Origin of the sequence: Propioniciclava sinopodophylli (assembly GCF_004324755.1) — a bacterium.
Classification (GTDB): Bacteria; Actinomycetota; Actinomycetes; order Propionibacteriales; family Propionibacteriaceae; genus Propioniciclava; species Propioniciclava sinopodophylli.
The window spans coordinates 38,155-64,950 of the sequence record NZ_SDMQ01000014.1; the positions used below are offsets into that span (position 1 = coordinate 38,155).

Here is a 26,796-nt window from a genome sequence, read left to right on the forward strand (position 1 = left end):
CCCGCACGCGTGGGAGCGCGCCTCAGGAGGCTGAACAACCGCTCGCGGCAGGAGCCATCGGCTCCGGACGCCGCAGCGGCAGCCCCAGCGTCACGGACGGTCGCGCCTCGGGCTCGTCGTTCCAGCGCTGCCAGGCGTCGCCGCCACGCGTGGGGCGCACGTTGCTCAGGCCCGCGTCGGCGTTGAGGTGGTGTGGCGCGGCGTAGGTGATCTCGACGTCGGCCAGATCGCCCGGTCGCGGCCGCTCGACCCCGTCGGGGATGGCGACGTGCACGAGCCGGTTGTCCCGGGCTCGCCCCGACACGCGGTGGGTCGCGTCGTCCTTGCGGCCCTCGCCGGTGGCGAACATCACCTCGACCTGTTCGCCGACGAAGCGCTTGTTCTCCTCCCAGGCAACCTCGCCCACGAGGTCAACGAGGCGCTCGTACCGTTCCTGCACGACGGACTTGGGGACTTGGTTCGGCATGGTCGCTGCCGGCGTCCCCGGACGGATGGAGTACTGGAAGGTGAAGGCGGCGCTGAAGCGCGAGGCGCGGACGACGTCCAAGGTGCCCTGGAAGTCCTCCTCGGTCTCGCCGGGGAAGCCGACGATGATGTCGGTGGTGATGGCGGCCTCGGGCATGGCTGCGCGCACGCGGTCGAGGATGCCGAGGAACTTCTCGCTCCGGTAGGAGCGGCGCATGGCCCGCAGGACGGCGTCCGACCCCGACTGCAGCGGCATGTGCAGGCTCGGCATGACGTTGTGCGTCTCGGCCATGGCGGCGATGACGTCGTCGGTGAAGGCAGCCGGGTGGGGGCTGGTGAAGCGGACGCGCTCCAGCCCGTCGACCTCGCCGCAGGCGCGCAGCAGCTTGCCGAACGCGAGCCGGTCGCCGAACTCGACGCCGTAGCTGTTCACGTTCTGGCCCAGCAGGGTGATCTCCTGGACGCCCTGGTCGACCAGTGCGCGCACCTCGGCGAGGATGTCGCCGGGGCGGCGGTCCTGCTCCTTGCCGCGCAAGGCGGGGACGATGCAGAACGTGCACGTGTTGTTGCAGCCCACCGAGATCGAGACCCACGCGGCGTACGGCGACTCGCGGCGGGTCGGCAGGGTGGACGGGAAACGGGTGAGCGCCTCCTCGATCTCGACCTGGGACGCCTCCTCGACGCGCGCTCGCTCGAGCAGGACCGGCAGCGAGCCGATGTTGTGGGTGCCGAACACCACGTCGACCCACGGGGCCTTCCTGACGACCGTGTCGCGGTCCTTCTGGGCCATGCAGCCGCCGACGGCGATCTGCATGTTCGGGTTCTTGGCCTTCTCCGGCGCGAGGTGGCCGAGGTTGCCGTAGAGGCGGTTGTCGGCGTTCTCGCGGACCGCGCACGTGTTGAACACGATGATGTCACCGCGCTGCCCCTCGGGGGCGCGGACGTGCCCCGCCTCCTCGAGCAACCCGGAGATGCGCTCGGAGTCGTGGACGTTCATCTGGCACCCGTAGGTGATGACCTGGTAGGTGCGTGGTGCGGCGTGCGTAGTCATGGCGAGGGTTGAGTCTACGTCAGCGGGGTGCGGTCGCCCATTCAGCGACCCCGCAGGTGCTGCTCGAGCCACTGGGTGTCGGTGGCCTCGAGGTCGCGGGCCAGGCCGATCAGGCGCGCCCCGGTCCAGTCGCCCTGGGATCCGTCCTGCCACAGGGTGAGCTTCGCGCCCCCCATCGAGCGGCAGATGGTGGTCGGGTCAGCTGGGTCTCCCAGCACCACGACTCCCTCGCCGAGGTTGTGGGGTGCGTGGGCCCCGTCGCACCGGGACGTGGCGCCGGGTCCGGTCTCCAGCAACACCCGCGCCTCGCCGGCCAGCCCGGGTTGGGCCATGTCGTACCAGGCCTCCTGTACGGCGCCCAGCCGGGTCGAGAACCCCAGCGCGTTCACGGTGATGTCGGCCCGACCGACGGGCGCGTAGACCGGCACGTCGAGGTTGCGCCACGTGGCGACGACGGTGCGACGCTGTCGGTCACGATCGCGGGCGTCGGCCGCCTCGTTGAGCACCGGCACGACCACCACGGCGACGGCGAGGAGGACCACCAGCAGCACCCGCACCCAGACCCGCATCGGCGCGGCCGCGGCCAGCGCCAGCACCGGCGCACCGATCCCCAGGACCCACAGCGCCGTCCCGAGGCCATCGCCGGTCACACCGTCGAGCCACGACAGGCCGGCGACAGCCAGCACCGGGAGGCCGTAGGCGATGGGTGTGTACCACCAGCGAACGCCGTGACGGCGGGCGACTACGGCAGCGATGAGCGCCGACGCCAGCACGCCCACGCCAGCACCGAGGACGGCGTTGCCGATCGAACAGAGGAAGCCCGAGCACGGGATCACCGACCCGATCGCCCCGAACAGGCCGCCGAGCACCAGCGCGGCGGCGTAGGTGGCGAGCACCGTGACGACGCTCGCTCGGCTGGCGCGACCTGGCTCCTGGACCGTCATGCCGCTAGCGGGGCACCTTCTTCCACGCCGCGGTGTTGCCGAACGCGTACGTCCACGAGGCCTGCGCCCCGTCGGCGAGTGCGTAACCCTCCAGTGGCCGGGCATCGACGGTGACCTTGGCGCCCTTCGCGACCGGGTGCGAGCCCGCGGCGACGACCTGGCCGTCGACCAGGTACTCCACGCCCTCGACGGCTGGGATGACCACACGGTCGTGCTTCCACCCGTTGACGTCGCTGAAGGTCGGCGCCTGCGGCGTCACGGTCGTGAGCTGCGTGGCCACCTCGTCCAGCACGACCACCGACCGAGCCGGGATGGTCAGGGTGCCCGTGACGGCGTCCCACCTCGTCGAGGCGAGGACGGGGTCGTCGCGCACGCCGTCGACCAGCACCGGGTCGAGGGTGTACTCCACGCCGGCCAGGCCGTCCATCTTCTCGGTGATCTCATCGGGGGAGGCATTCAGCGCGACCAACACGCTGTCGGACGCCGGGTCGAGGTCGACCCCTCCGGCCGGGTCGGCGATGTGCATCACGATGAGGCCGGCGGTCTGGTCGGCGCCCGCGTTGGGGAACGTCACGCGCTCCTTGATCAGAGCGGCCGAGCCGAGCGTCAGCAGCGGGTTGCTCGCCCGCAACTGCAGGAGCTCGAGCGCCTGGTCGTGCGACGCGGCGATGTCGGCCGGGGTCGGCCTCAGGGCCGGGTTCGCCAGTAGCGGGCGCATGGCCGCCCACTTGCCGCCGTTGTCCGGCTCGGGGGGCAGGCCCACGCCGAAGTTGTTCGACTGCATCGACCAGTCCAGGGTGTTGAACCAGTCACCGGAGTTGTAGGAGTTGCGGTCCAACGACTTGCTGCGCAGCAGGTCGGTGCCCGCGTGCCAGAACGCCGGCGACTGGCCCAGCGCGACGGTGCCGAGCGAGACGGTGTTCATCCGGACGCGGTCGGCCATCGGCGTGTCCATCGGCAGCTTCCACACGCCCAGGTCGTACAGCGTCTCGTTGTCGTGGGCGTCCACGTAGTTGACCGACTCGTCGGGCTCGGTGGCGTAACCGGCCGGGGACCCGTTGTAGTCAAGCTGCGCGCCCGTCTGGAGCTCGCCCGCGGACGTCTCGAAGGCGTAGTCGGCGAGGTTGCCGGCCATACCCAGCCGGATCAGGTCCTGGTCGTGGCGCAGGTCGGCGAGCTGCTGCTCGGGCGAGGCCGTCGAGACGCCGTTCGGGTCGGTGTACAGCCCGGTGCCGAACCCCTGGAACTCGGACTTGTTCTCGTCGAATGGCCCGCCGCCGTGCACGGCGTCCCGGAGGCGGTCGTTGAACGCGCCGATGTGGGTGCCGTCCAGCTGGCCCTGCGTCGCCTGGGTGAACCGGGCGTTGTCGGCCACCTCGCCGAAGTTCCACCCCTCGCCGTAGAGGTAGATGGTCTTGCCGTCCACCCCGTCGTCGGCCAGCGTGAGCTCGTCGAGGGCGGCGCGCACGGTCACCATGTTGTCGAACGAGTGGTGGCCCATCAGGTCGAACCGGAAGCCGTCGACGCGGTAGTCCCGGGCCCACGTCACGACGGAGTCGACCATGAGCTGCTCGGCCATCTCGTGTTCGGTGGCCACGTTCTGGCAGCACGTCGAGGTCTCGACCGAGCCGGCCAGCGACAGGCGGTGGTAGTAGCCGGGCACGACCTGGTCGAGCACCGACTTGTCACCCTGCCCGGACTGGGCGGTGTGGTTGAAGACCTCGTCCAGCACCACCTGGTAACCGGTCCGGTGCAGTCCGCCCACCATGGAACGGAACTCGGCCGTGCGGGCCCCGCCGTCCTGGTTGCCGGCCGAGGCGTAGGAGCCCTCCGGCGCGTTGAAGTGGAACGGGTCGTAGCCCCAGTTGAAGCCGTCGGCGTCCGCCACGGCGGTCACGGCCGCCTGCTGCGACTCGGAGTCCGGCGCCGCGTCGGTCGGGATGGCCGGCACCGCCTGGGCGGCCCGGTCCTCCTCGATCGTGGCGATGTCGAAGCTCGGCAGCAGGTGGACCGTGTTCATGCCGGCGTCGGCGAGCTCACCCAGCCGGGTGATGCCGTCCGTACCCTCGAGGGCGAAGGCGGCGTACGTGCCGCGCAGGTTCTCCGGGACGGTCTCGTCCGAAACGGAGAAGTCGCGGATGTGCAGCTCGTAGATCGTCCGGTCGACGAACTGGTCGATCTGCGGGGACTCGGTGTCCTTCCAGAGGGCCGGCGCCCAGGCCGGGTCGCTCAGGTCGAGCACGACGGACGCCGTGGAATTCAGGGTCAGGCCGACCGAGTAGGGATCGGTGACGCTGTTCGTCACCACCTCCCCGGTGGATGGTGCGTAGACCTCGACGGCGTAGCGGTAGGCGCGGTTCTCCCACCCGGCCGTGCCGGTGACGCTCCAGGTGCCATCGGCGGCGCGCGTCATCGGGACGGTGGTGGGGGTGGTCGAGGCGTCGAGGCCGTCGAACAGCTCGAGCGCCACGGTGCGGGCCGTCGGGGCCCACACGCGCAGGGTCGGGACGTCACCGTCGAACGTCACCCCAAGGTCGGCCTGCCGGGCCGACTCGGCGTAGAGGTCGTCGAGGACCCCCGGGATCTGCAGCCCGGTGAACACCTGCGGCGTTCCGGCCTTGGCGGCCTGCAGGACCATCACCTGGCCGGTGAGCACGTCCCCGATCGTCACGCCGTCGGCGAGGCTCAGCCTCAGCGCGAGGAAGCCGGACAGGTGCTTGCGATTCTCCAGCTGGGCCGCCGTGAGGCCCGTCGGATCGTAGGCCAGGGTGCCGAGCAGGGTTGCCGGCTCGCTGGTCCCGCCCGTCACCTTGCCGTCGGCCAGGACGAGGCCGCCGTCCGCGTCGCCCCAGAGCTGCCACATGGTGTCGGCCGGGTCGGGCGCGAGGTTGGCCGGCCACGCCACGGTGTTCGCGTCGATCCAGTGCCCGAGGAACTGGCCGGCGCCAGGCAACGCCGGGTCGGTGACCTCGACGGTCAGGATGTGCGTCGCGATGTCATAGGTGAAGGTGATCGGCTTGCCGCCCGGCGAGGAGAACGCGTAGTTCGCGCCGCCGGGCGCGCCCCCCACGCCGTAGTTCTCGTCCCAGCCCAGGTTGTGCGCGACCTTGACCTCGTAGGAGCCGGCCGGGATCGCCGACGTCGTCCAGGTGTAGGTGCCGTCCCCGTCGGGGTCCTGCAGGGAGGTGACCACGCAGTCGGGCTGCCAGTCCCCCGGGCAGCCGACCTCGTCCTGGAACGAGCCGGGCAGGGTGACCAGCGGGCCCTGGGCGCTGGAGGTGAACCACTTGGTGGCGTCGTCGTAGACGAACGTCACCGCCTGGTCCTGCTCAAGGGTGACCGTGGCGTTGTCACCACCGGGGACGCCGCCCGTGCCGTAGTTCTCGTCCCAACTGCCGCCGATGGCAATCTTGTACTGCCAGGTGCCGGCCGGGACGGTGAAGGTGTTCGAGTACACGCCGTTGCCGCGGTGGACCAACTGGATGGCCGTGCAGTCGGGCTGCCAGTCATTGGGGCAACCCAGCTCGCTGTTGAGGTCGCCGGGGATGGTGACCATCAGGTCGGTGCGGCCGGAGGTGGGGGCCGGCTCGGGCTCCGGCTCGGGCGCGAAGCCGGCGAGGTCGGTGCCGACCACGTACAGGGTGGAGGTGGCGACCGCTGAGCCGTCCGCGTCCACGGAGACCGCGCGCAACTCGACGGCGGTGCCGCGAGGGAGGTCGCCGAAGTCGGCGAACACGCGCGGGGTGTCGTCCTCGGCGGTGCCGAGCGCGACGTAGTCGGCCGCGCCGACGGCGCGGTGGGCGAAGGACGTCTCGGCCCAGCGGTCGTCAGCGATGTCGGCGGTGACCGGGACCAGGCCCTTGTCGTCCATGGCGCCGGCCGCCAGCGCGATCGCCTGGGCGTCGCCGGCGTCCGCGACCGGACGGTCGGCCTTCAGGACGACCGCGGACAGCGCGGGCACGGTGAGGGACACGGTGCCGTCGGCGGCCGCCGTGGTCGAGGCCGCGCCGCCGAACACGGGCGCGTAGGTGGCCCCCGGGGTGAGGGTCGCGAAGGACGCCTCGGCCGCCGCGTCGGTGTTGTTGATCGCCACCACGTACTCGACCTTCTCGGTGCGGTCGACGCGCGCGAAGGCATAGACGCCCGGGCCGTCGGCCGCGTACAGCTCGACCTGGGCGCCGGTGTCGAGCGCCTTGTTGCCGTCACGCAGGGCGGCCAGGGCGGCGATGTGCCGGTACAGCGGGGCGTCGGTGTCGAAGTGCGACCCGGCGCCGTAGGCGGAACCGTCGAGGAGGACGTTGTCGAGGTAGGACGCGGTCTGCGAGGCCATCATGTCCTCGCGGGCGTCCTTGTCATTGCCGTCACCCACGAAGCCCTGCTCGTCGCCGTAGTAGACGACCGGCTGGCCGCGGGTGAGGTACATGAGGGAGTGCGCGATCTCGGAGCGCTCCAACTCGGAGCCCGCTCCCTGGAGCAGGCGGCCGACGCGGCCCATGTCGTGGTTGCCGAGGAACGTCGGCAGAGCGGACGCCGACGAGTGGTCGGTCGTGTAGTAGTCGTCGGCCGCGAAGAGCTTGGTGAGCCCGTCCGCGCGCAGGCCCTTGGCATAGGTGAGCGCCGAGGACTGGAAGGCGAAGTCGAGGACGCTGGTCATTTCGGTGTCGCGGACGTAGGGCGACAGCAGGCGCGCGTCGGCGTCGTAGACCTCTCCGAACATGAAGAAGTCCGGGTTCCCGGCGGCCACCGCGTGCGCGTTCACCGCGGTGGTGAACTCCTGCCAGAACTCGAAGTTGACGTGCTTGGCGGTGTCGATGCGGTAGCCGTCGATGCCCAGGTCGACCCAGGTCTTGTAGATCTCGATCATCGTGTCGACGACGACCGGATCCTCGGTCATCAGGTCGTCCAGGCCCACGAAGTCGCCGAACGTGACCGATTCGCCGCTCCAGGTTGAATCCCCGCGGTTGTGGTAGAGGGTCACGTCGTTCAGCACCTCGGGCACCATCACCGTGTTCTCGGCGCTGCGGACGGGCGTGCGCGGGAACGAGCGGGTGTCGGGGTGGAAGTCGGGGAAGTCGGCCTGCCCGGCCAGCTCGGAGACGTTGACGATGTTGCCGTCCACGTCCTTGTACGGGCTGGTCGCCGTGTCGATGTACGTGTACTCCTTCTCGGCGTAATCGATCAGGTCGGCGGTGTGGTTGGCGATGATGTCGAAGTAGACCTTGATGCCGCGGTCGTGCGCGGCGGCGATGAGGTCCTTCAGCTCGGCGTTCGTGCCCAGGTGCGGGTCGATCTGGGTGAAGTCGGTCACCCAGTAGCCGTGGTAGCCGGCGGACGCGTCCGCGCCGGTGCCCTGCACCGGGTTGTTCTTGAACGACGGGGTCAGCCAGATCGCGGTGGAGCCCAGGCCCTCGATGTAGTCCAGCTGCCGCTTCAGGCCCGCGATGTCGCCCCCGTGGTAGAAGCCTTTGTCGGTCGGGTCGAAGCCGGTCGTCATCCGGTCTCCGGTCAGTCCGCCGTCGTCGTTCGCGGGGTCGCCGTTGTCGAACCGGTCGGTCAGGACGAAGTAGAAGCTCTCGCCCTCGCCCAGTTCGCGGACGGGGGCCGAGACCAGGTCGGCGTCCGTCGCCGCGTCGTAGCCGCCCGGGAGGCCGGGTGCCGCGAGCGAGATCTTGTCGGTGGCGTCGTCGAAGGAGAAGGTCAGCTCGGTCGCCGCGGCCAGGCTCAGCGGGTAGTTGCCCCCCTCGTCCCCGTAGGCCTCGTCCCACGTGCCGTTGAGGGCGACCTTGAACTCCCAGGTGCCGGCCGGGACGGTGAAGTCCCCGGTCCAGACACCGTCGCCGTCCGCGTCGGAGAGGTTCGTTGCGGTACACGCCGGCGCCCAGTCCTCGGCGCACCCCAGCTCGGACTGCAGGCTGCCGACCAGCGTGACCGACGTCGTGGCGCCGGAAGCCGTGGGTGCCACGACGGCGCCCAGCCCGATGGCTCCGGTGAGGGCGAGGGCCAGGCTGACGACGAGGGACAGCAGGCGCCCTGCAATCGGGGTCGACGGTGTGCGCATCGGCAAGCTCCTACGAAGGTGGCCCCGTCAGGGGGTGGTCCGCCGAGCCTAAACGCAGGCTCCGACAATCGGCAAGGGGCCTCACCGACCGCGCAGCTGCGCCTCCAGCCACGACCCGTCGACTGCTTCGAGATCGCTGGCGAGGTCGACCAGGCGGCGGCGTCAGGGACGTTCTCGGTCGCCTTCATCGTCCACGCCCTCGGTGACCTCCGACACCACCCGGTGGCACAGCCCGGGGGCAAAACCTCGGCGGGCCAGGGCGCCGGCGAGGCGTCGGTACCGGACGTGGGGCTCTAGCGCGCTCATCGTCCTGACCTTCTTCCGGGCCAGCGCACTCGCGGCCTGGTAGTCGGCGTCGTCGGCCGTCTCGGCCAGCGCCTCGTCGACGACCTCGGCGTCCACACCCTTGAGCCGCAGCTCCTGCTTGAGTGCGCGGGTCGACTTCATGCGGCGCTGCTGCCCCTCGACCCACAGGCCGGCGAACTGGGCGTCGTCGACGAGGCCCGCCTCCTCGAACCGATCGAGCACCGCCTCGATGATCGCTCCGGGGACGGCCTTCTTCGCCATCGCCTGGGCGAGCTCTGCGCGGGAGCGGGCGCGCAACTCAAGCAGCCGCAGCGCGATCTCGCGCGCGACGGCCTCGTGGTCGGCCGGGGAGAGCTCCTCGACGCGGTCGTCCGGCTCCTCACGACCGGGTCGGGGCCGCGGCCTGCGCCGCGACCCCGAGGATCCGTACCCGGTCAGAACTTGACCTCACCGGTGACCGGGTCGATCTCCTCCGGCACGCCCGCCTGACCGCCGGGCTGGGGATCGCCCGGCTTCACGCCGATACCGAGCTTGTTCTTGATGCGGGTCTCGATCTCGTTGGCGACCTCCGGATTGTTGCGGAGATAGTTGCGGGCGTTCTCCTTGCCCTGCCCGAGCTGGTCGCCCTCGTAGGTGAACCAGGCGCCCGCCTTGCGGATGATGCCGTGCTCGACGCCGAGGTCGATGAGGCTGCCCTCGCGGCTGATGCCCGCGCCGTAGACGATGTCGAACTCGGCCTGCTTGAAGGGCGGGGCCACCTTGTTCTTGACCACCTTGACGCGGGTGCGGTTGCCCACGGCGTCCGTGCCGTCCTTCAGCGTCTCGATGCGGCGCACGTCGAGGCGGACCGACGAGTAGAACTTGAGCGCGCGGCCACCCGTCGTGGTCTCGGGCGAACCGAACATGACGCCGATCTTCTCGCGCAGCTGGTTGATGAAGATGGCCGTGGTGCCGGAGCCCGAGAGCGCGCCGGTCATCTTGCGGAGCGCCTGGCTCATGAGGCGTGCCTGCAGGCCGACGTGGCTGTCGCCCATCTCGCCCTCGATCTCGGCTCGCGGGGTGAGCGCGGCGACGGAGTCGATGACGATGAGGGCCAGTGCACCCGACCGGACCAGCATGTCGGCGATCTCGAGCGCCTGCTCGCCGTTGTCGGGCTGCGACACCAGCAGGGCGTCGGTGTTCACTCCGAGCTTGGCGGCGTAGTCGGGGTCGAGCGCGTGCTCGGCGTCGATGAACGCGCAGATGCCGCCGGCAGCTTGGGCGTTGGCGATCGCGTGCAGCGCGACCGTCGTCTTGCCCGAGGACTCGGGACCGTAGATCTCGACGACGCGGCCGCGGGGCAGGCCCCCGATGCCGAGCGCCACGTCGAGCGCGATCGAGCCGGTGGGGATGACCTCGATGGGCAGGCGCGTCTCCTCGCCCAGCCGCATGACCGACCCCTTGCCGTGGGCCTTCTCGATCTGGGCGAGCGCCGCCTCCAGCGCCTTCTCGCGATCTGCAACCGCCATGGTGGAACTCCTTCTCGAACGCCTGGTGCCGTGTGGTTTCACGTGGTGGGAACCGGTGCGATTCCCGTCACCGATCACGTTAGGCATCGGGTCCGACAATCTGTCACGCACTTTCGCGACCTGTGGACAACCGACCCGCAACCTTCACGGCGCTGTGAACTTTACCGAACAGGTGTTCGAAGTGTCACGGCGACACGCCCCGCGTGTCGTCGGGGCTGTCGGCGGAAGAAACCGGGGCTGTCGGCGGAAGAAGCCGGGGCTCTCGGCGGACGGAACCGGGGCTCTCGGCGGATCAGCGCTCGGAGGCAGGGAGCTCCAAGTAGGACCACACGGCGCGCCAGACGTGCTGGGCCGGGACGCCGGCGTCCAGGGCCTCACGGACGCTGCGGTTGCCCAAATCGGACAGGACGACGTCGTGGGTCCAGGCCGACGCCAGCGCGGGGCCGATGTGGGCGTTGATGCGCCGCCAGAGTTCCTGCTCGCGCACCGGTCAGGCGACCGCGGCCCGGGGCGTCCGCACCGGGAGCAGGGTGACGTTCTCGTGCGCCTCGACGCGGGCGCTGGTGAGCCGCAACACCTCGGACAGCTCGACACCCAGCGCGCCGCAGATGGCGTTGAGCAGCTCGGAAGAGGCTTCCTTGTGGCCACGCTCGACCTCGGAGAGGTAGCCCAGGCTCACGCGGGCAGCGCCGGACACCTCACGCAGCGTCTTGCTCGAACCCACGCGGAGCTCGCGCAGGGTCTCCCCCACCATCTCGCGCATCAACACGACTGCCATGTGCCACACCCCCTTGGAAACGTGCACCTCCCCAACGCTGCCGCGCGGAGGATTTGTTCCCCTCAACCTACACGGGCGAGACCACGCGCAGAAGCATCCGGCACGCCGCGTCCACGGTCTGTTCGCGGATCTCGTCGCGGTCGCCGGAGAAGTCGAACCGCTCCACCTGCTGGAACTGCGGGAGCGACGGGATGCGCGGGCCCAGCACGCAGATCCACACCTCGCCGGCGTCGTGGCCCTCCTGCGGGTCGGGGCCCGCCACGCCGGTGACGGCGACGACCCAGTCGGCGTCCGTCCGGCGCTGGAGGCCGACGGCCATCCCGATCGCGACCTCCTCGCTGACCACGGTGTGGTTGGCGATGGTCTCGCGGGTCACGCCCAGCAGGTCGGTCTTCAGGCGCGTGGCGTAGGAGACCACGCCGCCGAGGTAGACCATGGACGCCCCCGGCACGGTCGTCAGCGTGGCGCCGATGAGCCCGCCGGTCACGGACTCGGCGACGGCCAGCGTCAGGGTCCGGTCCCGCAGGGTGGTGATGACCTTCGCGGCGAGCTCGTTCATCGGACCTCCTCCGGGTGTTCGGCCAGGTAGGCCGTCCGCATCTTGTGGGCCTCGCGCAGGTAGTCGAGACCGGTGAGGACGGTGAGGGCGAAGCAGAGGATCATGGCGGCCCACGCCACCCAGCCCCACGGGGCCGGCATGAACTGCAGGCCCGGCAGGAACATGATCAGGGCGATCGACTGCATCACCGTCTTGAGCTTGCCGCCGCGGTTGGCGGCCATGACGCCGTACTTCATGATCGCCCAGCGCAGGATCGTGATGCCCCACTCGCGGACGAGGATGATGATCGTGATCCACCAACCCAGCTCGCCCAGGATCGACAGGCCGACGAAGGCCATGCCGGTGAGCGCCTTGTCGGCGATCGGGTCCCACAGCTTGCCGAAGTTCGTGACGAGGTTGTACTTGCGGGCAATGTTGCCGTCGAGGGCGTCCGTCGCGATGGCGATGACGAAGATCGCGGTGGCGACCCAGCGCATCGTCGGGTCGTCCGGGTGTGCCAGCAGCACCCATGCGAAGACCGGCACCAGCACCATGCGGACCGCCGTCAGGACGTTGGGAACGTTCCAGTTGCTCGGCTTGCCCTGCGTCGTCTCCTGCGTCATGCGGCCCCCTCCTCGCGCGCGATCAGGTCGACCCCGTCGGTGGACGCGACCCTACCCCAGGCGAGGTCGCCGACCCGGAGGTGCGCGCCGGTGGCGAAGCTGGTCGTGCCGTCGACCTCGGGCCCCTGATGCTCGGCGCGCCCCACCGCGGTGTCGCCGTCGTGGGACTCGATGAGCACCCGGACACGCTGCCCCACCCGCTCGAGGGCGCGCTGGTCGACCAGTTCGGTGGCCAGCTCGCTGACGCGCTCGTAGCGCTCGTCGATGACGTCCTGGTCGAGGTGGCCGTCGAGGTTGGCGCCCTCGGTGCCCTCCTCGTCCGAGTACGCGAACACGCCGAGGGCGTCCAGCCGTGCCTCGGCGACGAAGTCGATGAGCGTCTCGACGTCGGCGTCCGTCTCGCCGGGGAAGCCGACGATCACGTTGCTGCGGACGCCGGCGTCCGGCTCGAGCGTCCTGACGCGGTCGAGCAGGCCGAGGAAGCTGTCGGGGTCGCCGAAGCGGCGCATGCGGCGCAGGACACCGGGGGCGGCGTGCTGGAAGCTCAGGTCGAAGTAGGGCACGACCTTCTCGACCGAGGCCATGGTCTCGATGAGGCCCGGCCGGATCTCGGCGGGCTGGAGGTAGCTGACGCGGATCCAGTCGAGGTTCTCGATGGCGTCCAGGCGGCGCAGGAGGGTCTCCAGCGCGCCGAGTTCGCCGAGGTCCTTGCCGTAGGAGGAGGTGTTCTCGCTGACCAGGAACGCCTCGCGGACGCCGTGGTCGGCCAGCCAGGTGACCTCCTCGACGATGTCGTCGATCGGACGCGACACGAACGAGCCGCGGAAGCTCGGGATGGCGCAGAACGCGCAGCGGCGATCACAACCGGACGCGATCTTCACCGGCGCGCTCGGGGCACCCTTGCTGCGGCGCCGGATCGGCGCGCGGCCGGGGATGACGATGTCGGACGCCGCCGCCTGACGCTTGGCGGGGGCGACGGGGAGGAGACGGCGGCGGTCGGACGGAGTGTGGGCCTCGAGGTGCCCACCGGCCATGATCAGGCGCAGCTTGGAGTCGATGTCGGCGTAGTCGTCGAAGCCGAGCACCGCGTCGGCCTCGGGGAGGGCGTCCGCCAGCTCGCGGCCGTAGCGCTCGGCCATGCACCCCACGGCGACGACCCTCTGGGTCGTGCCCTTGCCCTTGAGGTCGGACGCCGCGAGCAGGGTGTCGATGGAGTCCTTCTTGGCGGACTCGATGAACCCGCACGTGTTGACCACGATCGCCTCGGCATCGTCCGGCTCATCGACCAGGGAGAACCCCCCGGCCTCGAGGCGTCCGGCGAGCTCGTCTGAGTCGACGTCGTTGCGGGCACAGCCGAGCGAGACGATGTGCACACGGGTGGAAGTCACCGCCTCAGGCTATCCGCATCCGCCGAGAGCCCCGGCGTTGTGCGCCGAGAGCCCCGGTGTTGCGCGCCGAGAGCCCCGGTGTTGCGCGCCGAGAGCCCCGTTCGAACTTCAGCGCTGCAGGAGCGTGGCGCTGATGCGCTCCAACTCCTCGGGGGTGAGCTCGAGGTCGAGTGCTTTGGCGGAGTCGGTGATGGACGCCGGCCGACTCGCGCCGGGGATCGGGACGACATGGTCGCCGAGCGAGAGCTCCCAGGCGAGCGTGACCACCTGCGGACTGACGCCGTGGGCGTCCGCCACCTCGGCCAGCACCGGGAAGCGGTCACCCACATCGTGTCCGCCGCCGACACCGCCCAGGGGCGACCAGGGCACGAACGCGATGCCGCGCTCGCCGCAGAAGAGCAGCTCGGGGTAGGAGGTGTGGTTGAACTTCGGCGAGAACTCGTTCTGGACGGCCGCAAGCCCTCCCTCGCCGAGGACGTCGAGGGCGATCCGGACCTCCTCGACGTTGGCGTTCGAGATGCCGATCTCGGAGATCACACCGTCGGCCCTGAGACCGGCCAGCACCTCGATGGCGTCGGCGTACAGGCGCGTGCGGTCGGGGCGGTGCAGGTAGTAGAGGTCGATGCGTTCGACGCCCAAGCGATCGCGGGAGCGGTGGGCGGCCGCGCGCAGGTAGTCGGGGGACGAGTCGCGGCCCCACGTGTTGCCCTCATGGCGGGTGATGCCGCCCTTGGTGGCGACGACGACGTTGCTCGCGTCGCCGGTCCAGGTGCGGATGCCCTCGGCCACGATGCGTTCGTTGTGGCCCATCTGGTCCCACGCGGGGGCGTAGATGTCGGCGGTGTCGATGAGGGTGATGCCGGCGTCCAGCGCGGCATGAACGGTCGCGATCCCCTGCTCGTGGTGTGTGAGGCGGTCGCCGCCGAGGGAGAAGGGCATCCCGCCCAACCCGATCCCGGAGACGGAGAACTGACCGATCCGACGCTGCTTGCTCATGCGACCAGCCTAGGCCTCCGCCGACAGCCCCGGTGTTGTCTGCCGAGAGCCCCGGGTTTGTGTGCCGACAGCCCCGGGTTTGTGCGTCGAGAGTCCCGGGTTTGTGCGCCCAAAGCCCCGGGTTTGTGCGCCCAGGGCCCCTGCCCTGACGTCAGTTGTGCTCGACGACCACGTGGTGGACGCCGTCGACCACGTCGAGCTGCACGGTCCCACGGAGGCCATCCAGCTCACCCGTCCCGGAGCCGGGGACGACCACGTACTGGAGAGCCATGCCGTCGGCGTCCATCGTCCCGAATTGCTGGAGGGCGAAGGTCCCCTCGCGCCCGTCGAGGGTGCCCGCGAAGACCTCGATCGCGACGTAGCCGGCCATTCCCGCAGCCTGGTCACCGGCGGAGAGCATCGTCCCGGTGGAAGTGCCTTCCAGCCCGCCCGTCCAGGTCTTGATGAAGTCGAAACGTCCAGTGCCCTCGTAGAGGGGCTCGCCGGGGGTGAGGTCGATCGTGAACTGAGCGGTCGTCTTGGGCATGCGCGTCACGTTAAGGGAGCAGGGCCGGACGCCACAACGGAGCTGTCGGCAGAAGAAGCCGGGGCTCTCGGCGCGCGACACCGGGGCTCTCGGCACAGAAGACCGGGGCTCTCGGCACAGAAGAGCGGGGCTCTCGGCGCGCAACACCGGGGCTCTCGGCACAGAAGAGCGGGGCTCTCGGCACGCAACACCGGGGCTCTCGGCGCAGAAGAGCGGGGCTCTCGGCGCTCAGCGGCGGCCGGAGGGGCGGACGCTGATGGACTCCACCACCGCGTCGGGGTCGGCCGCCAGGGCGAAGACGACGGCCTTGGCGACCGAGGTCACCTCCAGGGCGATCGAGGGGTCGTAGTCGCGGCCCTCGGCGGCCTGGAGTTCCCGCTGCATGTCGGTGTCGACGCGTCCCGGGTGGACGGAGGAGACCCGCACCATCCCGCGTTCCTCGGCGCGCAGGGCGTCCGCCCAGGCCCGCACCGCGAATTTGGACGCCGCGTACACGGCCGTGTTGGGGCTTGCGTTGAAGCCCGACCCGGAGTTGATGACCACGACCGTGCCCCGCGCGGCGCGCAGCTTGGGCAGCAACAGCCGGGTGAGGTCCGCCACCGCGACCACGTTGACCTCCATCACGTGGCGCCAGTCGGCCCGCGTCGTGTCCTCGACCGAGCCGTACCCGACCACGCCCGCCGAGTGCACCACGGCGTCCACGTCGTCGAGCGAGGCGACGGCCGCGGCCACGGCGTCCTCGTCGGTCAGGTCGCAGACGAAACCCACGGCGTCCGGGCAGTCGTCGACGACCTCGGCGACGGCTGACTCGGACGTCCCACCCACGACGACCCGCCAGGACTCGCACAGCTGGCGGACGACCTCGCGGCCGATGCCGCGCGTGCCGCCGGTGACCAGGACGGTGCGCATCAGCCCTCCGCGAGGTTGACGAGCACCTCGTCGAGGTCGTCGGGCTTCACGAGCACCTCGCGGGGCTTCGACCCCTCCGAGGGGCCCACGATGCCGCGGGTCTCCAGGATGTCCATGAGGCGTCCGGCCTTGGCGAACCCGACGCGCAGCTTGCGCTGCAGCATCGACGTCGAGCCGAGCTGCAGGTTCACGACCAGTTGCGCGGCCTCCAGGACCAGCTCGAGGTCGTCGCCGATGTCTTCGGCGACCTTCGTCGACTCCTGGGGCACGGCGACGTCCTCGCGGTACTGCGGGGCGAGCTGCTCGGTGACGTGCTTGACGACCTCGCGGATCTCCCCCTCGGTCACCCACGCACCCTGCACGCGCACGGGCTTGGACGCCCCCATCGGCAGGAACAGCCCGTCGCCCTGGCCGACGAGCTTCTCGGCACCCGGCTGGTCCAGGATGACGCGCGAGTCGGTCATCGACGACGTCGCGAACGCCAGCCGTGAGGGCACGTTCGCCTTGATCAGGCCCGTGACCACGTCGGTCGACGGCCGCTGCGTCGCCAGCACGAGGTGGATACCGGCGGCACGAGCGAGCTGCGTGATGCGGACGATGGAGTCCTCGACGTCGCGCGGCGCGACCATCATCAGGTCCGCGAGCTCGTCGACGATCACCAGCAGGTACGGGTACGGCGCCAGCACGCGCTCAGACCCGGGGGGCAGCTTCACCTGGCCCGCGCGCACCGCCTTGTTGAAGTCGTCGACGTGCCGGAACCCGAAGGCGGCCAGGTCGTCGTAACGGGTGTCCATCTCGCGGCAGACCCACTGCAGGGCCTCGGCGGCCTTCTTGGGGTTGGTGATGATGGGCGTGACCAGGTGCGGGATGCCCTCGTAGTTCGTGAGCTCCACGCGCTTGGGGTCGACCAGCAGCATGCGGACCTCGTCGGGGGTGGCGCGCATCATGATCGAGGTGATCATCGAGTTCACGAAGCTCGACTTGCCCGAGCCCGTCGCACCGGCGACGAGCAGGTGCGGCATCTTGGCCATGTTGGCCACGACGTAGCCGCCCTCGACGTCCTTGCCCAGGCCGACGGTCATCGGGTGGTGGTCGTTGCGGGCGCGGTTGGAGCGCAGCACGTCGCCCAGGGACACGATCTCCTTGTCGACGTTCGGGATCTCGACGCCGATCGCCGACTTGCCCGGGATCGGGCTGAGGATGCGCACGTCGGCGGACGCCACCGCGTAGGCGATGTTCTTGCCGAGCGCGGTGACCTTCTCGACCTTGACGCCGGTGCCGAGCTCGACCTCGTAGCGCGTGACCGTCGGGCCGCGCGTGTAGCCGGTGACCTGCGCGTCGATGTCGAAGTCGCGGAACACCTCGCCCAAGCGCCCCACCACGGCGTCGGACGCCTCGGTGCGGCTCTTCGGCGCGGAGCCGGCCTTGAGGACCTGGTGCTCGGGGAGCACGTACTGGATGTCGCCGGTCAGCACTGTCTGCTCGGCGCGCAGGGGCTCGTTGGAGTGGGTCGGGGGCTGGAGGTCCTTGGGCTCGTCGACGACGATGCCCTCGGCGTCCGCCACCGCGCCCGGCGCCTTGCCGGCGGTGACGGGCTGGCGCGGGGCCTCCTCGTACACCTCGCCGGTGAAGGGGTCGATCTCGTCGTCCGCAGGGGCATCCTCGGCCCCGTCGGCGTAGAAATCGACGAACTCGCCCCCCTTGCCGCGACCGCGCTTGGTGCTGGGGGCCTCGTCGAGCACGAGCGGGGTGTCGTAGGCCTCGTCGACGCCGTACCGGAGGTCGTCGGCTGGGGCGTCCTCGCGTCGGTACTGGTCACGCCAGGCCGTGAAGCGCGGGCCGACCTCATACAGCGGGATGCCGGTGATGACCAGCGCGCCGAACAGCGCCATGACGACGAGCACGGGGACCGCGACCCACACCGTGACCAGGTCCGCGAGGAACGAGCTCGGGATGAAGCCGAGGGCGCCGCCGGCGGCGCGCATCTCCTCGGGGCGGCTCGGGCTGGGGATGCCCTTGGCGACGTGGACCAGCCCCAGCACACCGAGCGCGAACATGAGCCAGCCGACGGGCTGGCGTCCGGTGGGGCCGTTGGCGGCGGGGTCGCGCAGGGTGCGCCACGCCATGCCGAACGCGGCCAGCGGCAGCGCGACCGAGGCAGCGCCGAAGACGGTGGAGAACACGACGCGCAGCCAGTCGCCCACCGCGCCCGGCAACAGGAACCAGAAGGCAGCGGCGGTCAGGATGCCGATGATCACCAGGAACAGGCCGGTGCCGTCGCGGCGTAGCTCGGGATCGAGGTCGCGCACACCGGAGCCGATGCTGCGGACCAACCCGCCCAGCAGGCCGGCCAGCCCGCGCCACAGCGCGACGATGCCGCGCCCGATGGCGGCCAGGACGTCGCCGAAGCCACCCCCGGACTGCTTCGCGGGAGTTCGACGTGTGTTCTTGGACTTGCTTCCGCCACGCGAAGTCGTCGACCGCGAGGATGCGGTCGATCGGCTCCGCGTGGGGGAAGACGCGCGGGTCGCCATGGGGGCGACCCTAACAACCCACCCGGTGGCTCCCCAAGCGACCACGCCGCCGGATCGTCACACGAACCCCTTGACCCACCCCCTCCCCCGGAAGAACGATGGGCCCAGCGCGGTCGCCGCACACGACCACTCCCGAAGGAACCGCGATGAAGAACCCGTACCCGGGTGACGAACTCCTCAACATCGAGCGCCTTCGTGGACGCCCACCAGTCGCCGGTCGCCCAGGTCCAGTGGAACGACGACCTTGCCACTCACTACACCAACCCCGGCAACGTCAACGGCGCCCGCTGGGGATCGGGCAGGATGATCCGCGCCGCGACCTCGCATCTTGCTGGCCCTACCTACTACCTTGCGATACATACTAAGATGGTCGCATGGTCTCCCCCGCTTCCCTGGCCTTCATGGCCCTCACCACGTTCATCTGCCTGGCCGTCCCGCTGGGCGGAATGCTGTGGATCTGGTCCCGGCGCACCCCCGAGGGCTCCCAGCGCTGGCCGCACGTGTGGCGTTCGTTCTGGGCTGGCGCCCTCGCCTTCGTCATCGCGCAGGTGCTCACCCGCCTGCCGCTGATGACCCTCGTCGTGCCGCAGTTGCCCGAGCCGTGGTCAGGCATTCTGCTGTCGGGTCCGGGGGCGAGCTACTTGGCAGGCCTGTTCGAGGAGACCGGACGCCTTCTGCTCATGCTGTGGTTGATGAAGGCCCTCCACCGCTGGATCGACGGCGTCTCGTTCGGCCTGGGCCACGGCGGCATCGAGGCGGTGCTGCTGGTGGGGACGGCGAACGTGAACAACATGGTGATCGCCGGCATCATCAACGCCGGCGGATGGGACGCCGTCGCCCAGTCGCTGCCACCTGAGGCGGCCGAGCAACTCCGCAGCGCTCTGGTCGACACGAGCCCGTGGATGTTCCTGCTGGGCGGCGTCGAACGCCTGGCCGCCATCACCCTGCACATCGCCTGCAGCCTGCTGGTGCTGGCCGGCATCGTGCACGGCCGAAAGCTGGCCGGCTGGGCTGCCGCCGTGGTGCTGCACGGCTCGTTCAACCTCGTCGCTGTCGGCATGCTGCAGGCCGGCGTCCACGTGCTGGCCGTGGAGGCGCTGCTGATCGCGCTGGCTGCCGCGCTGTGGCTGGGGATCCTCAACTCGAAGCGCTGGTTCGAGCCGGACCGCGACTCAGAAGTGGCGCCAGCCCCCGGCATCGCCTGACCAGACCTTGCCATCGACGGTGACGGACGCCTCGGCGTCCGGCCCGAGCGGCAGGACGCGGCCGATGACGGTCCAGCCCTGGGGGACGTCGGAGCCAGCGAATGTGCCCAGCAGGGCGTGGTCGTCGCCGCCGGTCAGGATGTAGTTCAGGGGGTCTCCCCCGCCGATGGCCGCGGCGACGGTCTTCTGGGCCTCGTCGACGTCGAGCGAGCCGGAGTCGAGGTCGATCGCGACCCCGGACGCCCGCGCCACGTGCCCGAGGTCGGCCAGCGGCCCGTCGGAGCAGTCGATGAGCGACGTCGCCCCGGCCTGGGACGCCACGCGTCCCTGCCCGTAGGGCACCTCCGGGACGCGGTGCGCCCGGACCACCGCTCCCGGCGAGCGGAACCCGCGCCCCAGCACCGCGAGCCCGGCCGCGGCCATGCCGAGGCGTCCGACGTAGGCGACCACGTCGCCCGGCCGGGCACCCGAGCGCAGCAGCGGCGTCCGGCCCTGCAGGTCGCCGAACACGGTGACGACCACGCCTATGGCCGGCCCGCGCGTCGTGTCACCGCCGACCAGGGCGGCGCCGGCCAGCTCGCACTCCTCGCGGACGCCCTTGGTGAACTCGAGCACCCAGTCGGTCGGCGTCTCCGGCGGCGCAGACAGCGCGACGACCACGCCCAGCGGCGTCGCCCCCATCGCCTCGACGTCGGCGAGCGCGGACCCGACGGCCTTGCGGCCCACGTCGTGGGGGCCGGACCAGGCCTTCCGGAAGTGGACGTCCTCGTACAGGGCATCGGTCGAGACGACCACCTGGCCCGTAGGTGCGAAGACGGCGCAGTCGTCGCCGGGGCCGACGGTGACGGCGTCCGGCATCGTCAAACCGGACGTGACGGCGGCGATGAGCCCGAACTCGCCCTCGTCGGCGATCGTGCGCGCCGCCATCAGCGCAGGCCCGTCGGACGCTCCAGGGCGAGCCGGACGAGCTCGGCGATCAGGTCGGCATAGCTGAGGCCGGACGCCTCGAACAGCTGGGGGTACATCGAGATGTAGGTGAACCCGGGCATGGTGTTGAGCTCGTTGACGAAGATCTCCTCGTCGGGGGTGACGAACATGTCCACGCGGGAGAGACCCTCGGCCCCCATGGCGCGGAACGTGCGCGCGCCGAGGCGCTGGAGGCGTGCCAGGAGCGGACCGTCGATGGCGGCGGGGACGTCCAGGCTCACTTGTTCGCCGGGGGTGTACTTGGCCTCGAAGTCGTAGAACGCGTCGGGGGTGTGCATGCGGATCTCGCCGGCCAGCGATACGCGGGGCGCGCCGTCGAGGTTGTCGAGCACGGCCACCTCGACCTCGCGGGCGTTCATGACGCCCTCCTCGACGATGATCTTGGGGTCGTAGCCGAAGGCCTCCTCGATGCAGCGCGGGAGGTCGTCCGGGGTGGCCGCGCGGGTGATGCCGAGGCTGGAGCCGCCGCGCGCGGGCTTGACGAACACGGGGAAGGTGAGGTCGGCTTCGATCTTCTGCAGGAAGTGGCGCTGCTCGGCGCCCCACTGGCGCCGGTGGATGGTCACCCAGGGCGCGACGGGGAGGCCGGCGCCTGCGAGGGCGGTCTTCATCAGGTCCTTGTCCATGCCGTTGGCCGACGCCGCGACACCGGACCCGACGTAGCGGATGCCCATCATCTCGAACAGCCCCTGGATGGTGCCGTCCTCGCCGAAGGGGCCGTGCAGCAGGGCGAAGGCGACGTCGAAGTCGCGCTGGTCGACGAGGGTGTCACCGTCGATGGTCGCGATGCGGCCCCCGCCGTCACGGCGCATCAACAGTGCTTCGGGACGATCCTCGGTCAGGCGCGGCAGCGTCCCCTCGACCACCTGCATGGCCGCCATCTCCTCCACGGGCACCTGCACCCACCGACCGCTCGGCGTGATGCCGACGCCGATGACCTCGAACCGCTCGGTGTCGATGGCCCGCGTGACGCCGCCCGCGGTGAGGCACGACACGTCGTGTTCGGAGCTGACCCCGCCGAAGATGATCGCGACACGCGTGCGGGTGGTTTCGGCCATCGGGTTCTCCTGTCGAAGCGGGGCGCACCTACCCTAACGGCATGCGCACCTTTCACCGCCGCCGACCGCGTCGAAGGCGCCTCCGGTGCGGCGGCGCGAGCTGCGCTGCTCGCCCGATGGAGGTGATTGAACACCTCCAATACCAGGTGGACGTGATCATGTTGCTGACGTCAACTGCGCTAGCGTCGGCTCATGGGTAGGCGGGGCCTTGTGGTCAGTCTTGCGCCGGTCACAGTGGCCGTCGTTGCGCTGGTGGTGACCGGCGCCGGCGCTTGGATCCCGGGACTTTGGTACGACGAGTTCGTCACCATGACCTCGGGCCAACGCTCCTGGCCCTCCTTGTGGGCGATGCTGGGCCACGTCGATGCGGTCCACGGCGTCTACTACGCAACGGTCAAAGCATGGGGGATGTTGTTCGGCTTCAGCCCCCTCGCCATCCGGTTCCCATCAGTACTTGCGGTTGCATTGACGGCCCTGCTTCTCGTCAGGATGGGTCAACAACTGTGGGGACTTGTCCCGGGCGTGACCGCCGGACTGGTCTACGTTCTGATTCCGCGGACCCTCTGGATGGGACCTCATGCGCGCTCCTACGCCATCGCCGCCTTCGCCATCACCCTTGCGGCCTTCCTGTTGGTCCGCGCTCTGACCAAGGATCGGAGTCGGGACTGGCTGCTTTTCGGACTGGGTTGGGGACTCGCGATCTCGACCTTCATCTACAACGCCCTCCTCCTGCCAGTCTTCCTGGTGGTGGGGATGCTGGGCCGTGAATGGCAGAAGCCGCCTCCGCGGCTGTTGTTGAGTCTGGGTGGCGGCTTGATCGGGGCGGCACCCGTGCTGGTCGTCGCAATTTCGCAACGGGGGCAGATCGGCTGGATCAAACTCCTCACGGTTCGCCGAGCCCTCTCGACGCCCTATTACATGTTCCTTGATGGAACCGACACCCTCGTTGGTGTCGGTGGCTGGGGCGCCCTCATCGGGCTGGCACTCCTCCTTACCATCGCGTCGGTTGTGAGGCCGGCCCAACAGCCGACGCGATCGCTCGACCTGCGTGCCGCTGGCGTCCTCACCCTCGGGTGGTTGACGGTGCCGCCACTGACGTTGGTCGCTGTCGGCTTCGTCCTCCCCTTGTACTACGACCACTACGTGGCGATCAGCACCCCCGCAGTCGCACTGCTCTTCGCAGCTGCCATCGCTCGCGCTGGATCCCGAGTGTGGGTCGCGTGCGTGACCGTCGCCTTGGCTGCAGCGTTGGCGTGGCAGCCGTGGGCAGACTTTCGCCAGCCCAACTCCAGGACGAATGTCCTCGACGTAGTCGCCGCAGTAGGTCGAGTAGCCGAAGCAGGTGACCACATCTGGTTTGCAGACGGCGCAGATTGGAGTACTCGCCAACTGCGCTACGGCTACCCTTCTGAGTTCGCCCGGTACCACGACCTGACCCTGGACAGGGACTTCGAAGAAGTGCCGGACTTCTTCGGCACGAGCCTGCCCTTGCCAGTTGTGGAACAGAGGCTCCGGAGCGTGGACAGGGTGGTCATGATCGTGAACCAGCCCGAGCAGCCACAACCCTATGTGGAGACAGCCTCACGGATGCTCGATGAAGCGGGGCTTGAACGCTCGGCTGAGGAGGTGCTTCCCGGCTGGTCCGTCGCCCTTTACCGGCGTGGCTGACAGTCGAATGGCCGCCTTCACGGGCCGTTGTGCCGCGCCGACCAGACCATCGGACTCGAGTTGCCGGTCGGGGAGCATCGCGTGGCGACAAGGCACTGACCCTCAGCCGCCTGCCCCGTCCCACCACCTCAGGACGCGCAGGGCGTGGAAGGTCAGCCACGGCGGGGGCTCCCCCACGGGGACGTCGTCGTCGAACCAGACCTGCCCCTTGAAGCGGGTTCCCTACCGCCAGCGCCCGTCCTCGTCGCGGGCCGCCCAGACCGCCTCGACAGCGGTGGAATGGAACGAGTGCCGCGTGGAGCCGTTCACCCACTCGCAGTTCCAGCCGCCCTCGGCCATCTGGTGCTCGAGGAACCAGTCGACGAGGCCGGACACGTCGACGCCCAGCCAGGTCCCGTTGGCGAGGTGTACCCGTTGGTGCAGCAGTCCATCTCCCCGCCCCAGTACGGAAGGCCCTCGTACTCCCAGCGGCTGTTGGCCGAGAGCTTCTCCGCTGTGTCACCGGGTTCGGACGCCGGGACCCCCCACTCGCGCAGGGCGTTGAGTGTCCACGTGGTGGCTGTCCAGGGCTGGCCCTCGTCGTCGTCGGGCCTGTTGAGGGCCCGTGCGTCGGCGCGGCTGGGGAAGTACGCGCCGCCGGCCCACTGGCCATCGGGATCCTGCAGCGCCAGGAGGCGCGCCCCCATTCCTTCCGTCGCCACGCGCGCGCGGGTCTCCTGCCAGACGTGCGGAGGGGCGCCGGCGAGGTCGCGCTCCACCTGCCAGCGCAGCGCGGGGTCGGTGTCCAACAACCAGTCGATCAGCTCGTCCGAAGGCATGGTGCAGCCTAAGCGTGGCGTCGTCGGGGTGTCGATGGGTGCCGGTTGTCTAGACTGCGGGCCCATGCACTCAGGAGTGACCGTGGCGCGTCGCGTCGAGGACGGCTGGGAGTGCGTGGACGACCACGGACGTCGCGTGGTCCTGCCCGTGGGGGTTATCGACCTCGCCCTGCGCGACCTGCGCGTGGGCCAGCGCCTGCTGGTCGAGGTCGTGGACGGCCTCGTGATGCGGGCCTCCCTGCCCTGACCGAAGGCCGCGATCCCCGCTCCGGAGCCCGGACGCCGGATCCCCCGAGATACGCCGCCGGCAAGCGGTGTTTCTCGGCGGATCCGGGGTGGGTTCAGGGCCTCGCGGCGCGGCGCGCTCCCGACGTCAGTTGGCGACCTTCGCGGGGATGGTCTTCACCTTCCACGACGGACGCCTGGCCTCGTAGGCGGCGATGTCGGCGTCCTTCTGCAGCGTGATGCCGATGTCGTCCAGCCCATTCAGCAGGCGGTGGCGGGTGTAGTCGTCGATCTCGAACGGGAACGTCGCCTCACCGGCGGTGATCGTGCGCGCCACGAGGTCGACGGTGAGCTCGGCGCCGGGGGTCCCATCGAGGAACGCCCACAGCTCCTCGACGACCTCGGGCGACACCAGCGCGACCAACAGCCCGGACTTGCCCGAGTTGCCCCGGAAGATGTCACCGAAGCGCGAGCCGATGACCACCTTGAAGCCGTAGTTCTGCAGCGCCCACACCGCGTGCTCGCGCGAGGAGCCCGTCCCGAAGTCGGGCCCGACCACGAGCACGGAGCCGGCCTTGTAGGCGTCCTGGTTGAGCACGAACGCGGGGTCGTTGCGCCAGGCGGCGAACAGGCCGTCCTCGAAGCCCGACCGGGTCACGCGCTTGAGGTAGACCGCCGGGATGATCTGGTCGGTGTCGACGTTCGAGCGACGCAGCGGCACGCCGACGCCGGTGTGCGATTCAAACTTCTCCATGGTCAGTTCCCCTCAACAAGGTCGGCGGGCGAGGACAGGGTGCCGCGCACGGCCGTGGCGGCGGCGACCGACGGCGAGACGAGGTGGGTGCGTCCACCCTTGCCCTGGCGCCCCTCGAAGTTGCGGTTCGAGGTGGACGCCGAGCGCTCGCCCGGCTTGAGCTGGTCGGGGTTCATGCCCAGGCACATGGAGCAGCCGGCCTCGCGCCACTCCGCACCTGCGGCCTTGAACACCTCGTCGAGGCCCTCCTCCATCGCCTGCAGGCGGACGCGCGCCGAGCCGGGCACCACCATCATGCGGACGCCGTCGGCGACCTTGCGGCCCGCCAGCACGGACGCCGCCAGGCGCAGGTCCTCGATGCGGCCGTTGGTGCAGGAACCGAGGAACACGGTGTCAACCGGGATGTCCTTCATCTTGGTGCCGGCCACCAGATCCATGTACTCCAGGGCACGCTCGGCAGCGGCGCGGTCGACCGGGTCGGAGAAGTCCTCCGGCGACGGGACGGCCTCCCCGAGGCCGACGCCCTGGCCGGGGTTCGTGCCCCACGTCACGAACGGGGTGAGGCTGGCGGCGTCGATGTCAACCTCGGCGTCGAAGACGGCGTCGTCATCGCTGCGCAGGGTCTTCCAGTACTCGACGGCGGCGTCCCAGTCGGCGCCCTCGGGGGCGTGCGGGCGCCCCTTGAGGTAGGCGAACGTGGTCTCGTCGGGCGCGACCATTCCTGCCTTCGCACCCCACTCGATGGACATGTTGCAGATCGTCATCCGGCCCTCCATCGACATGTTCTCGATGGTGGTGCCGCGGTACTCGACGATGTAGCCCTGTCCGCCGCCCGTGCCGACCTTCGCGATGAGGGCGAGCACGACATCCTTGGGGGTGACGCCGGCGGGCAGGTTGCCGTTGATGTTGACGGCCATCCGCTTGGCGGGCGCCTGGTTGAGGGTCTGGGTGGCGAGCACGTGCTCGACCTCGGAGGTGCCGATGCCGAACGCGAGCGCGCCGAACGCGCCGTGGGTGGCCGTGTGGGAGTCGCCGCAGACGATCGTCATGCCGGGCTGGGTGATGCCCAACTGCGGGCCGATGATGTGGACGATGCCCTGGTCCTTGTCACCCAGCGAGTGCAGCCGGATGCCGAACTCGGCCGCGTTCTTGCGCAGCGTGTCGACCTGCAGGCGGGAGACCGGGTCGGCGATCGGGGCGAGGATGTTCTCGGTGGGGGTGTTGTGATCCTCGGTGGCCAGCGTCAGGTCCGGACGCCGCACGGGACGACCCGCGAGGCGGAGGCCGTCGAAGGCCTGCGGGCTGGTGACCTCGTGCACGAGGTGCAGGTCGATGAACAACAGGTCAGGCTCGCCCTCGGCGCGCTTCACGACGTGGTCCTCCCAGACCTTGTCACTCAGGGTCTTGCCCATGCGGATCCCCCATCACTCCTGGTTGGCTGGGCTCATCGAAGCCCT

Annotated in this window: 22 protein-coding genes; 3 read left to right on the forward strand and 19 right to left on the reverse strand. The window is 70.1% G+C overall.

Annotated elements, in window-relative coordinates:
* Positions 1–22 precede the first annotated feature (22 nt).
* The 14 genes from miaB to ET989_RS12485 all read right to left on the reverse strand — a co-directional run bounded on the left by miaB (position 23) and on the right by ET989_RS12485 (position 18,624).
* Positions 23–1,516, reverse strand: a complete 1,494-nt coding sequence (gene miaB / locus ET989_RS12420) for a tRNA (N6-isopentenyl adenosine(37)-C2)-methylthiotransferase MiaB (RefSeq protein ID WP_131169461.1) — start codon at positions 1,514–1,516, stop codon at positions 23–25.
* Between the two features lie 41 nt (positions 1,517–1,557).
* The gene (locus tag ET989_RS12425) at positions 1,558–2,460 is read right to left on the reverse strand and encodes a hypothetical protein (RefSeq protein WP_131169463.1); all 903 of its coding nucleotides are present in this window, start codon (positions 2,458–2,460) and stop codon (positions 1,558–1,560) included.
* 4 nt (positions 2,461–2,464) lie between these two features.
* The gene (gene pulA, locus ET989_RS12430) at positions 2,465–8,518 is read right to left on the reverse strand and encodes a pullulanase-type alpha-1,6-glucosidase (RefSeq protein ID WP_131169465.1); all 6,054 of its coding nucleotides are present in this window, start codon (positions 8,516–8,518) and stop codon (positions 2,465–2,467) included.
* A 162-nt stretch (positions 8,519–8,680) separates the two neighbouring features.
* Positions 8,681–9,262 (reverse strand): regulatory protein RecX, encoded by a 582-nt coding sequence (locus tag ET989_RS12435; RefSeq protein ID WP_421958226.1) that lies wholly within the window; start codon positions 9,260–9,262, stop codon positions 8,681–8,683.
* The gene (gene recA / locus ET989_RS12440; RefSeq protein ID WP_131169470.1) at positions 9,259–10,332 is read right to left on the reverse strand and encodes a recombinase RecA; all 1,074 of its coding nucleotides are present in this window, start codon (positions 10,330–10,332) and stop codon (positions 9,259–9,261) included. Before recA ends, ET989_RS12435 begins: the two co-directional genes overlap by 4 nt.
* A gap of 292 nt (positions 10,333–10,624) precedes the next feature.
* Positions 10,625–10,819 (reverse strand): DUF3046 domain-containing protein, encoded by a 195-nt coding sequence (locus ET989_RS12445; RefSeq protein ID WP_131169472.1) that lies wholly within the window; start codon positions 10,817–10,819, stop codon positions 10,625–10,627.
* Positions 10,820–10,822: 3 nt separating this feature from the next.
* Positions 10,823–11,110 carry a helix-turn-helix domain-containing protein gene (locus ET989_RS12450; protein ID WP_131169474.1) on the reverse strand — a complete coding sequence of 96 codons (288 nt, stop codon included), beginning with the start codon at positions 11,108–11,110 and terminating at the stop codon, positions 10,823–10,825.
* A gap of 67 nt (positions 11,111–11,177) precedes the next feature.
* Entirely contained in the window at positions 11,178–11,669 is a 492-nt protein-coding gene (locus ET989_RS12455; protein ID WP_131169476.1) for a CinA family protein, read from the reverse strand.
* A complete protein-coding gene (gene pgsA, locus ET989_RS12460; protein WP_131169478.1) occupies positions 11,666–12,271 on the reverse strand; it encodes a CDP-diacylglycerol--glycerol-3-phosphate 3-phosphatidyltransferase in 606 nt (201 codons plus the stop codon). Before pgsA ends, ET989_RS12455 begins: the two co-directional genes overlap by 4 nt.
* A complete protein-coding gene (rimO, locus tag ET989_RS12465) occupies positions 12,268–13,659 on the reverse strand; it encodes a 30S ribosomal protein S12 methylthiotransferase RimO (RefSeq protein ID WP_241656343.1) in 1,392 nt (463 codons plus the stop codon). The genes pgsA and rimO overlap by 4 nt, the downstream gene beginning before the upstream one ends.
* A gap of 108 nt (positions 13,660–13,767) precedes the next feature.
* Complete coding sequence (locus ET989_RS12470; RefSeq protein WP_131169480.1) at positions 13,768–14,655, reverse strand: aldo/keto reductase; 888 nt, start codon at positions 14,653–14,655, stop codon at positions 13,768–13,770.
* 151 nt (positions 14,656–14,806) lie between these two features.
* Positions 14,807–15,181, reverse strand: coding sequence for a DUF3224 domain-containing protein (locus ET989_RS12475; protein ID WP_131169482.1), 375 nt, complete (start codon positions 15,179–15,181; stop codon positions 14,807–14,809).
* Positions 15,182–15,409: 228 nt separating this feature from the next.
* Entirely contained in the window at positions 15,410–16,090 is a 681-nt protein-coding gene (locus ET989_RS12480; RefSeq protein ID WP_131169484.1) for an SDR family oxidoreductase, read from the reverse strand.
* Positions 16,090–18,624, reverse strand: a complete 2,535-nt coding sequence (locus ET989_RS12485; protein ID WP_180320787.1) for an FtsK/SpoIIIE family DNA translocase — start codon at positions 18,622–18,624, stop codon at positions 16,090–16,092. Before ET989_RS12485 ends, ET989_RS12480 begins: the two co-directional genes overlap by 1 nt.
* A 374-nt stretch (positions 18,625–18,998) precedes the next feature.
* Between ET989_RS12485 and ET989_RS12490 the strand changes: the two genes are divergently transcribed.
* The gene (locus tag ET989_RS12490) at positions 18,999–19,829 is read left to right on the forward strand and encodes a YhfC family intramembrane metalloprotease (protein WP_131169486.1); all 831 of its coding nucleotides are present in this window, start codon (positions 18,999–19,001) and stop codon (positions 19,827–19,829) included.
* On the opposite strand, the gene ET989_RS12495 is transcribed toward ET989_RS12490, so the two are convergent.
* Together ET989_RS12495 and ET989_RS12500 are read right to left on the reverse strand one after the other, a co-directional pair.
* Entirely contained in the window at positions 19,797–20,756 is a 960-nt protein-coding gene (locus ET989_RS12495) for a thiamine-phosphate kinase (protein WP_131169488.1), read from the reverse strand. The genes ET989_RS12490 and ET989_RS12495 overlap by 33 nt on opposite strands.
* Positions 20,756–21,874, reverse strand: coding sequence for a D-alanine--D-alanine ligase family protein (locus ET989_RS12500; protein WP_131169490.1), 1,119 nt, complete (start codon positions 21,872–21,874; stop codon positions 20,756–20,758). Before ET989_RS12500 ends, ET989_RS12495 begins: the two co-directional genes overlap by 1 nt.
* 192 nt (positions 21,875–22,066) lie before the next feature.
* Between ET989_RS12500 and ET989_RS12505 the strand changes: the two genes are divergently transcribed.
* On the forward strand, positions 22,067–23,542 hold the full coding sequence (locus ET989_RS12505) for a glycosyltransferase family 39 protein (RefSeq protein ID WP_131169492.1): 1,476 nt from the start codon (positions 22,067–22,069) through the stop codon (positions 23,540–23,542).
* A gap of 305 nt (positions 23,543–23,847) precedes the next feature.
* On the opposite strand, the gene ET989_RS12510 is transcribed toward ET989_RS12505, so the two are convergent.
* Positions 23,848–24,360 carry a hypothetical protein gene (locus ET989_RS12510; RefSeq protein WP_241656344.1) on the reverse strand — a complete coding sequence of 171 codons (513 nt, stop codon included), beginning with the start codon at positions 24,358–24,360 and terminating at the stop codon, positions 23,848–23,850.
* A gap of 64 nt (positions 24,361–24,424) precedes the next feature.
* Between ET989_RS12510 and ET989_RS12515 the strand changes: the two genes are divergently transcribed.
* A complete protein-coding gene (locus ET989_RS12515; protein WP_131169494.1) occupies positions 24,425–24,607 on the forward strand; it encodes a hypothetical protein in 183 nt (60 codons plus the stop codon).
* Between the two features lie 126 nt (positions 24,608–24,733).
* On the opposite strand, the gene leuD is transcribed toward ET989_RS12515, so the two are convergent.
* Positions 24,734–25,339, reverse strand: coding sequence for a 3-isopropylmalate dehydratase small subunit (leuD, locus tag ET989_RS12520; protein WP_131169496.1), 606 nt, complete (start codon positions 25,337–25,339; stop codon positions 24,734–24,736).
* Positions 25,340–25,341: 2 nt separating this feature from the next.
* Positions 25,342–26,751, reverse strand: coding sequence for a 3-isopropylmalate dehydratase large subunit (gene leuC, locus ET989_RS12525; protein WP_131169499.1), 1,410 nt, complete (start codon positions 26,749–26,751; stop codon positions 25,342–25,344).
* Positions 26,752–26,796: the final 45 nt, after the last annotated feature.